Here is an 8,817-nt window from a genome sequence, read left to right on the forward strand (position 1 = left end):
ATTTCACCGCCCGGCGTACCGTTAGGCTGAATCACCGAGACACCGGCTGCCTTACCTTGAATGGCCTGTCCTGCCGAAACGATAGGCCGCATATCCAAATCCTTGGTAGATACGGAAGAGATAGCGGTAGTCACATCTTTCCGTTTCACCGAACCATAACCGATGACCACCACTTCATCAAGCACTTCATTATCTTCCTGAAGTGTGATCTTCATCTGTTGGGCTGCCTTTACCTCCTGCGACTTATAACCCACATAAGAGAATATCAAAATGGCGTTTTGCTTAACGTTTAATGTGAAGTTGCCATCTAAATCGGTTATTGCTCCGTTAGACGTACCTTTCTCTTGTACACTAACACCGATTAGCGGTTCTTTTTGAGCATCCAGGACCTGACCGGATGCAGTAATTTGCTGTGCGGATGCACTCAAAGATAAAAACATTGCCAAGATAGCAAAGAAAATCTTGCGACTCCCCGAAAGGATTTTTCGCCTGTTTTTTTTCATGCGTACTAAGTTTTAAAGTTAATAATAAGACGCTCGTCAGCAATGGGCTATTCTCATTACTTTCGAAGCACAGGTCAAAAGTATAAAGAAATTAAAGTGAGCTAACAAGGAGGGGGCAATAAGTGGATTACACAAAACGATAATCCACTTATTTTCATCTATTTACATTCAGAACGTATACCTAAAAAAGTGGTTGATTTACAGTCCGAATTAGCGAATTTTTCGCACTAAATCGTCAAAATCCTCTCTCGATCCACGGGCTTTATTCCTTACTTTCGCCCGATAATTATAAATTGTATTCACCGAATAACGAAGAAACTCCGCAATTTGTGAACTGTCTTCAATACCCAGACGTATCAAAGCAAAGATGCGCAGTTCAGTATTCAATAACTCGCCTTTCTTCGGTAAAATCTGTTCATTTTCCTGTAATAAGTCATTGAATTTTCCCACAAAGTTAGGGAAGAGATGCAAAAAGGCTGTATCAAAGTTTGCATACAATTCTTCCAGTTCTTCATCAAGAGCATCTTGGGAACGCGTTATCTTTAATAATTCCGCAATCTGTCCGGCAGACACTTTCTTATTCACCATCCGCCGGTAAGCGTCTAAACGGTTGATATAAGTAGAACACAGCTTGATGAAACGGGCAATATATTCTTCCTTAATCTGATTGGACTCCGAGAGTTCGATATTGGTAGAAGACAGGCAACTATTCATTTGCCTCAACTCCTCATTCAATCCGTTTAACTGCTTATTAGCTACCTGAAGATGATTTCTTGCATCTGCCAGCTTTTTCATCTGACGGTAGATATATCCCAAAGCTACAATCAACAACACCAATAGTGCAGTGATAAGCAGCAGGTTCTGTTGAAGACGGTCGTTCTGCTTTTCAATCATTGCCTGATAGGTTTTATCAATCAATGAAAGCACGTCAGCACTCTGCCAACTACGCAGACGGGCATTGTAGAACTTGGTCGCATTCCACGAAAAGCGCATATATTGGTACGCACGTTCCATATCACCATCTTCGTAAAGTAGCTGGGCAAGCATCCACAACGAAGCATGGTCCTTAATGGCAGAACGAATATCCGATATAGCAGAAAGACAAAGATTCCGTTTCTCTCCCAGACTATCATTACTGTACTTGTAAATCAAAGAACGATGATAAGTAGCCATCGCATATTGGGGAGTATATGGTTCTATTTTCGTCAACCGAAGATCATTCACTTTCAGGGCTTCCTCATACTGGCGTTGATCGCGAAATGATGCTTCACGCATCAGCAGGTATTCTTCCGATTCCGGAGGCAATATAGCATATAATGAATCTCTATATGCCTGCGAGATACTCCAATAACGTCCCGAAAGGGTTTTATCCTGTGTATAAACGCCCAACTCGCCATACACATGGTCAAAGCAGGTATAATAATCGGCTATTAAACGAGGAATGATTTTCCGACGGTCTACCGATTCCAGCACATCAAGAGACTCTTTATACATTCCAGTTGATGATAATAATAGCGAAAGCTGCAACTGACTTTCTATCTGCCGGTCTGCATCACGCAAGCGCTCTGCAATCCGGATATTTTCATTCAAATAGTGGATGGCAGAGTCGCAAATAAAGGCTTTATATTCTTTGTATATCTGACTGTTCAGATTGTACTGTTCCGCGGAATTAGGTTCTATTCCGTGTGTCAGTTCTTTAAGGTGCTTGATACGTGATTCTCGTTGAACCACATAAATTTCATGTTCCTGAATCGTCAAATCAAGCACATTCAACAGTGAGTCCAAGGTCTTATCGGCCCGGGTATATAGTGGAAAAGAGAGAAGTAAAAGAAATATCAGGTACTTTTTTTTCATCGGAGTATTAAACTTTAATAGAAGATTACAAGACTAATAAAGACAAATGTAGAGAAAATCTTCGTAATCTGATTACAAATGGCTCATAAATTAAAGGAACAAACCCCGGATACATACCTGATGAAAATAAATACCATATTACCAACCCAAGCTCTTACCAATAAAAGTATTATCTTTGTTGCATGAAAAAGTTAGTCATTGTAGGATGTGGACGACTTGCAGGAATCGTTGCGGATGCAGTTGTCAAAGGCTTATTACCAGATTATGACTTGGTAGGTGTCTATTCGCGTACGGCTTCAAAAGCAGCGCACATCGTTCATAAAATGCAGCAACATGGCAAGCCTTGCATTGCTTGCGCCACATTGGAAGAGTTATTAGCATTAAAACCAGATTATCTGGTGGAATCGGCCTCTCCTGCCGCTATGCGGGAATTGGCTTTGCCAGCATTGAGAAACGGAACCTCTGTCATTACCTTGTCTATCGGTGCTTTGGCAGACGAGACATTCTATCGGGAAGTGGCAGAAACCGCCAAGGCAAATGGCACACGAATCTATATCGCATCCGGAGCTACCGGTGGATTCGATGTTTTAAGAACTGCCTCTCTGATGGGAAATACGACGGCCCGCTTCTTCAATGAAAAAGGTCCTAACGGACTCAAAGGAACTCCCGTTTATGATGATTCCTTGCAAACGGAGCAACGTACTGTTTTCTCCGGAAGTGCTGCGGAAGCTATTCGCCTCTTTCCAACCAAAGTGAATGTTACAGTTGCCGCCTCACGAGCTTCTGTCGGTCCGGAGAACATGCAGGTATCCATACAATCTACCCCCGGATTTGTGGGAGATACGCAAAGGGTAGAAATCAAAAATGACCAGGTGCATGCCGTAGTAGACATTTATAGTGCTACATCGGATATTGCAGGGTGGTCAGTAGTGAGCACCCTGATTAATATCACATCACCCATTGTATTCTGACAGATTGGCCAATACTTTTGCGCTCAGGCGGTCAAACGCCTGACGCGTGCGGCCAGTAGACACCTGCATACAACGTACATGCGGATGATTGAGCAGTTGCTCACTCCCCAACGCGCCTATCGTGTCACAAAAACAAAGGTTGTCACCTTCCAGCCATTCAGCGAAAGCTGCCTCATCCCATGCCGGCGACAAACCGGTATTGAATAAGATTTTCCGATTACCCATCTGCCTGAATTCCTCTTCATGCAGCAGAACCGTATTTTTATTAAGGCAACAGCAAATGACTTCACTCTCTGCAAGGAGTTTCTCCAACGGCAAAAAGCAATATCCTTTGGCAGTAGCCGCTTCTTTCTCACTGCGGGCATAATATGAAATATCAGCACCAAAGAACTTCAAAGCGTCCGCTATCATGCCGCCCGACTTACCCAATCCGACTATTCCGACTTTTAAGCCGGTGATCTCACGAGGTAACTCCTCCCACGATTCCTGCCCGAAGCCATGCAAACAGCGCACCAACTCACTGACGACATATTCTACCACTCCCTCATCACCATAATCCCGGATACCTGTTACCGTGATACCCCGTTCATTGGCATAGCGAATATCGACATTCGCACTTTCGGGAGAATAGAGCGAGCAACACATTCCAATGTATTTCACATTCAGACAACATTCAAGTACATACCGGTTGATACGGGAGGTATAACTCAAAAGCACCGCATCGGCATCTCCGATACGGGCAATGATTTCATCATCACTCGCGGGTACATCAGGATACATCACCACCTGACCGGCAAATGAATACAACGCTTTTTCGGCCGACGGAACCAGACTGACCGGCTCTATAGCTACAAGTTTCTGAAACATCGTTTTTTTATTTTAGATTATTCGCGGTTAAGATAACCAATTGAAGAATAAACACTTTGCATAATTTGGGGAATTGAGAGATAACAATTTGGTAACTGTGCGCATTTTAGCGATTTGCAGAGTTGTATCTTCAAGTAACTCTTTCGAATACAAAAGTAACAAAATTCTCTCAGGAAACAAACTCACGACCGGTTTTTATACAATTCGACAGTAAAAAAAACTCCGTTATTCGATAATCTTCCTTTTGACAGAGGACAGCTTTCCTAAGTCATGCGGAGTAAATTGTATAAAGCAAAAGGATCCCTGCAATTTGACAGTAGGGACCCTTTTTGCAAGTTGGGCGGAGATATATTTTGTAATCTGCCAATGGCAGAGCGTTTTTAATCGACTACTAATTAAGATATAATCTTTTTACGACAACATATGTCGTCTACCGCATCAGGCATAAAATTGGATTTCCCAAAATAAATCAGACCGCCTCGAAGTTCAACTTCGGGAAAGGCGCGGATTACGGTGGCGTGATGCTGACGCTCTTCCATTTCATGGGGGAACCGTTTTCCCCCACAGTCCATTCGTTGTAGGCTGTGGCTGTGGGGACGGCAGTGCCACCATACTGCTTGTCGGCGTTCAGCACGAGGTCGCACTTGGCGGGATCGAATGCGTTATCTCCGGTATGACCGTCTCTGTTGTGAAAAACGGCGGTGTGCTCTATACTGGTGGTACCATCACTTATGCTAACGAAATCTCCGGCTGCGGTGGCTTCTATCCGGGTGAGAGCTTTGCAGCCCGTTACGATATAATTGCCGAACTGGGTACACTTCGGTATTTTGAGCGTTTCGAGGCCCGTGCATCCGTAGAAAGCCTCCTGGCCTATCGCAGTCACATTATCCAAAGCGAGCGTCTCCAATGAAGTGCATCCCCAGAATGCGTTTAGATTAATCCAGGTAACCTGCGAAAGATTCACCGTAGTCAGCGCAGCGCAACCTGAAAAAGCACCAGTTCCGATTACCTTCATATCATCGGGCAGCGTCACCTCCTGCAAGGCGGTGCAATTCGCAAAGGCGAGTTCGGGCAGAGTTGGCGTTGTACCCCAGTCCGTCACTCCGGTGAGGTCGCATTTCGTAATTTTTTTATTATTGATAAATGTACCCCAGTTACCGCCAATTCCTGTTTTGGAAAGTTCGCCCGTCAGCTTGAGGTCGGTGAAGCCTGCGGCGACGGCGGCACGGATGGTTAGCTGCGCTTCGTCGGCAGTCATGGAGGTCATGTCGATGTTGCCGGAAGTGGGGGGTGTGAAATTCTTCCGGCGCAGCTTGATTTGATGTTCCGCCGCCGGGTCGAGGTAAAGCTCGAAGTTGTCGGCGTACTTCTGAAACGGCTCTCCATAGAGGCTGACCATTGACTCCGGATTCACTTTCAGACGGTCGCAGTCCGCCTGCGTCAGTTGGTAACCGCCGGCACCTTGGGCGATGGAGGTTACACCGGTCATGGTGAAAAGGAGATGCACATCACCCGTGAGGGCTTTCGGAACGGAGATAAGGGGATGGGAGGCGGCCGAGTAAAAATCGCAGTTTAGGTCTATGTAAGCCCCGGCAGCGGTCTTTCCCCCGTTCAGCACGAGGGTGGCGCCCTCCTGGACGATTACACAGCACGAACTGCTGACTGCCGTGCAAGACAATTCGAAGCCCTCACCCAGTTCCAATACCGCTTTCTCGCCGACAGCCACAATCATGTCTCCATATTGCCCATTCATTGTCAATGCCACGTCTTTGCCCAGCGTAATCCTGCCGTTGATAACACATACCGCAGATTTTATATCTTGCTGGACCAGATTGATATTGGTGAGTTCGATATAAACGGCATCGGCATCGGGGCTGAAATTGCCGAGGAAGTGGTAGTTGTTGCCGTCTTCCCAAGTCATGGTGTGGCCGCCGCCGTCTATCTTGAAGTGGCCGCTGCCGTTCATGGGAGGGGTGGTATAGTCACCTCCCGCGGGTATCGTGATGTTGCCGCCCAGCGTGACGAGTGTCGGAGCGTCGGCCGAGGTGCCGCCCGTCTGCAGGGCGTCGAGCAGGGCGTCGTAGGTGGTGACGGTGATACCTTCCGGCACGGGCTCCGTTACCGGATCGTCCTTGCTGCACGAAGCAAAGACTACTGTTGCACATAGCACTAACAAAGAACAAATCTTTTTCATGTTGTTTTATATTTGATTAATATTCATGGGAAAACAAAAAAGCGCAGAGCGGTTTATGCCCTACGCAGCAAAAATATAATGAAAATTTTGGATGATTGGTGCACGTTTACGCATATCTGACGTCGAAACGTGCAACACAAGTGTTTTTTTGTGGGTTTATTGTATGTTTAAACAAGCTGTATCACCCAATATACAACAGCTTGGAGGTGTTATCTATTTTTGTACTCGGTAAAAGATCCCCCTGTTATCTCCCGGAAGATTTTACAGAAATGGCTTTTGTGGGCAAAACCCGAAAGCTCGGCAATTCTCTCCATTGTATAATCCGGATGTTTCGCCATTTGCTCTGTGGCGTATTCTACCCGTTTATTGTTCACCCAACGTTTGAAACTCACCCCGTAAGTCGAATTGATGAATACAGATAGTTTCCGTTCCGGGATATGCAGAGCCTCGGCATAGTCGCCCAGCACAACACCCTGCTGGAGATACAATAATAGTTTTGCCATTTCATCTTCCAGTTCCCTGTCTCCTTCACTCTCCTTTGTCGGCTGCGATTCTTCCTTCTCCTCTATCGCGGGCAAAGCCTCATAGTAAAGTTTGTATTGGTAGTTGATATACCTCACTCCAAAGTTAAAGTAGTACACTGTAACCACCACCGTAATTATTCCGTCGAATAACGGGGCAGGGAATATACTGAACACCAGAACGGCAATGCCGATACAGGCAGCCTCGTAGAACAGTCTCGAAGCCCACCGGAATTCATATTTGTCGGTGTCGGAGAAATAGTTCTCAATCTTGGCCATATAATTCCGTTGCTCACGCCGGAATAAACGGACGTAAATCACGATCTGCGTCAGATAAGTAGCCGCAAATACAGTTCTTAACAAAAGAACCGGATTCGTGATATTCGCTATATACTCATCCACCGAATAGATCCTCACATCAGGAAATAGAAGTATCGTTAATAGATAGAGTCCCACAAAAAACAATGTCGGGCAGAGGTGTCGCAAAATATTTCGCCGGCAAACGTATGGTGAATGAAAAAGTATCAGTACGATAAAAGTAAAAAGCGCCGCCTGCAACTGTGCCGCAACGAGCACAGGCATTGCAAATATTTCGGCAACGCTCTCCTGTACCCTGTTGTAAAAGATAAGCGCATTGCACAGAGCCACGATAATCGATGCAATACCCAGGAATCGTTTGGCATTGCGGTAGTGCGGGTTTATCAGCTGTGGGGCTGTTTGAATCAACAGCAGAGCCATCCCCATCGTCAGACAACCGAAGATATTGAAGTAGTATATGATATCCAACATATTATAGTCTGTGTTATCGGTCAAACAACATTCGGACGAGAAATCCACTGTAAGGCTGTTTCATAGACACCTCATCACCGTTTTACCTGTATTCACAGCCAAAGGTACTGTATTTTTTTAGCCATACATCATACTTATACCACATTTTGCACTGATTCAATCCATTCGGGTAGATACTACCTCTTCATTTCTCTGTTCTGTTCCCAATCTCCAATCTTGTACGACAAGGTTTCCATCGATATTCCGTTAGATTTCACTACTCGCCATCCGGTTCCTTTCGTGGCGGTGCAATGAAATGCATCTGATTACCCCGTCCCTCTCGCTTGATAATGCCTTCGGCTGCAAAAGATTTAAGATCGTCCAATGCAGTATTCTTCAGGCGTCCTGTAAGTTGCGTATAAGTGGCTCTTGTGATGAAGCCATGCTCTCCGATATATTGCAGGACGAGTTTCTCCAGATTGTTTCTGTCCCACTTACGCGAAGTGTTGAAATCGACACACTTTCTACGCTCCAAATCTCCGCGAATACCCACACGCATACTCTTGGAAGCACGGAAATTCACCCCGTTGAAAGCTACGGATTCAGAACGAATATCATTCTTATTTGCTACCAATCGGGAAGCTTTCACTTTGGCTGAAAAGAAGCCGAACTCTCCCAATTCGACGCGGTATCCTTCACCTAGATATTGCAATACATCGTCTTTCAGTTCCATCAGGATACCTTCTATCACTCCTTCCTTAAATCCGGTTCTCTTAGCAACACCACGGATCAATCGTTCTGCCGGAATCGTTCCACTGTAGACAATGTCGGCATACATTGTTTCCGTTTCTCCTTCCTTAGTAGTCAAGGCAGGCTTCTTCTTTAAATTGTAAAAGGCCATAATCTTATTGTTATATTTAAGATTTTTCAGTGCAGAGAATAAAGATTTTCAGTGCAGAGATTTATCATTGTTTATGCACTCGGATAGTTGTCCGATTGTAACGGGACAATAGTCACTTTGTAAACAGCCTAATGTCACCTTATAAGGTGACAGGGCAGACGCATTATATTTTTTACTATATTCTCCTTTGTTATTTCTTTGCTATACTACTGATTATTAATACACTATCATTTGTTTA

General features: G+C 45.0%; 7 protein-coding genes. 1 reads left to right on the forward strand and 6 read right to left on the reverse strand.

Features of this window, described 5'->3' with window-relative positions; all coding sequences use genetic code 11:
- A partial coding sequence (locus tag KQP79_RS25190; protein WP_264386581.1) for a carboxypeptidase-like regulatory domain-containing protein occupies positions 1-503 on the reverse strand: 503 nt, incomplete at its 3' end.
- A gap of 210 nt (positions 504-713) precedes the next feature.
- Positions 714-2,357, reverse strand: a complete 1,644-nt coding sequence (locus KQP79_RS25195) for a DUF6377 domain-containing protein (protein WP_004313825.1) — start codon at positions 2,355-2,357, stop codon at positions 714-716.
- Between the two features lie 182 nt (positions 2,358-2,539).
- Here KQP79_RS25195 and KQP79_RS25200 point away from each other — a divergent pair, with 182 nt between their 5' ends.
- The gene (locus tag KQP79_RS25200; protein ID WP_004309886.1) at positions 2,540-3,328 is read left to right on the forward strand and encodes an aspartate dehydrogenase domain-containing protein; all 789 of its coding nucleotides are present in this window, start codon (positions 2,540-2,542) and stop codon (positions 3,326-3,328) included.
- On the opposite strand, the gene KQP79_RS25205 is transcribed toward KQP79_RS25200, so the two are convergent.
- The 4 genes from KQP79_RS25205 to KQP79_RS25220 form a co-directional block, all read right to left on the reverse strand.
- Entirely contained in the window at positions 3,311-4,195 is an 885-nt protein-coding gene (locus KQP79_RS25205) for an NAD(P)-dependent oxidoreductase (protein ID WP_004309884.1), read from the reverse strand. The genes KQP79_RS25200 and KQP79_RS25205 overlap by 18 nt on opposite strands.
- Before the next feature lie 508 nt (positions 4,196-4,703).
- Positions 4,704-6,389, reverse strand: a complete 1,686-nt coding sequence (locus tag KQP79_RS25210) for a leucine-rich repeat domain-containing protein (RefSeq protein ID WP_004309882.1) — start codon at positions 6,387-6,389, stop codon at positions 4,704-4,706.
- Positions 6,390-6,598: 209 nt separating this feature from the next.
- Positions 6,599-7,699, reverse strand: coding sequence for an AraC family transcriptional regulator (locus KQP79_RS25215; protein ID WP_004309880.1), 1,101 nt, complete (start codon positions 7,697-7,699; stop codon positions 6,599-6,601).
- A 256-nt stretch (positions 7,700-7,955) separates the two neighbouring features.
- Entirely contained in the window at positions 7,956-8,579 is a 624-nt protein-coding gene (locus tag KQP79_RS25220; protein ID WP_004298082.1) for an HU family DNA-binding protein, read from the reverse strand.
- Positions 8,580-8,817 lie beyond the last annotated feature (238 nt).

The sequence above is a fragment of the Bacteroides sp. DH3716P genome, assembly GCF_025914115.1.
In the GTDB taxonomy this organism is placed as follows: Bacteria; Bacteroidota; Bacteroidia; order Bacteroidales; family Bacteroidaceae; genus Bacteroides; species Bacteroides ovatus.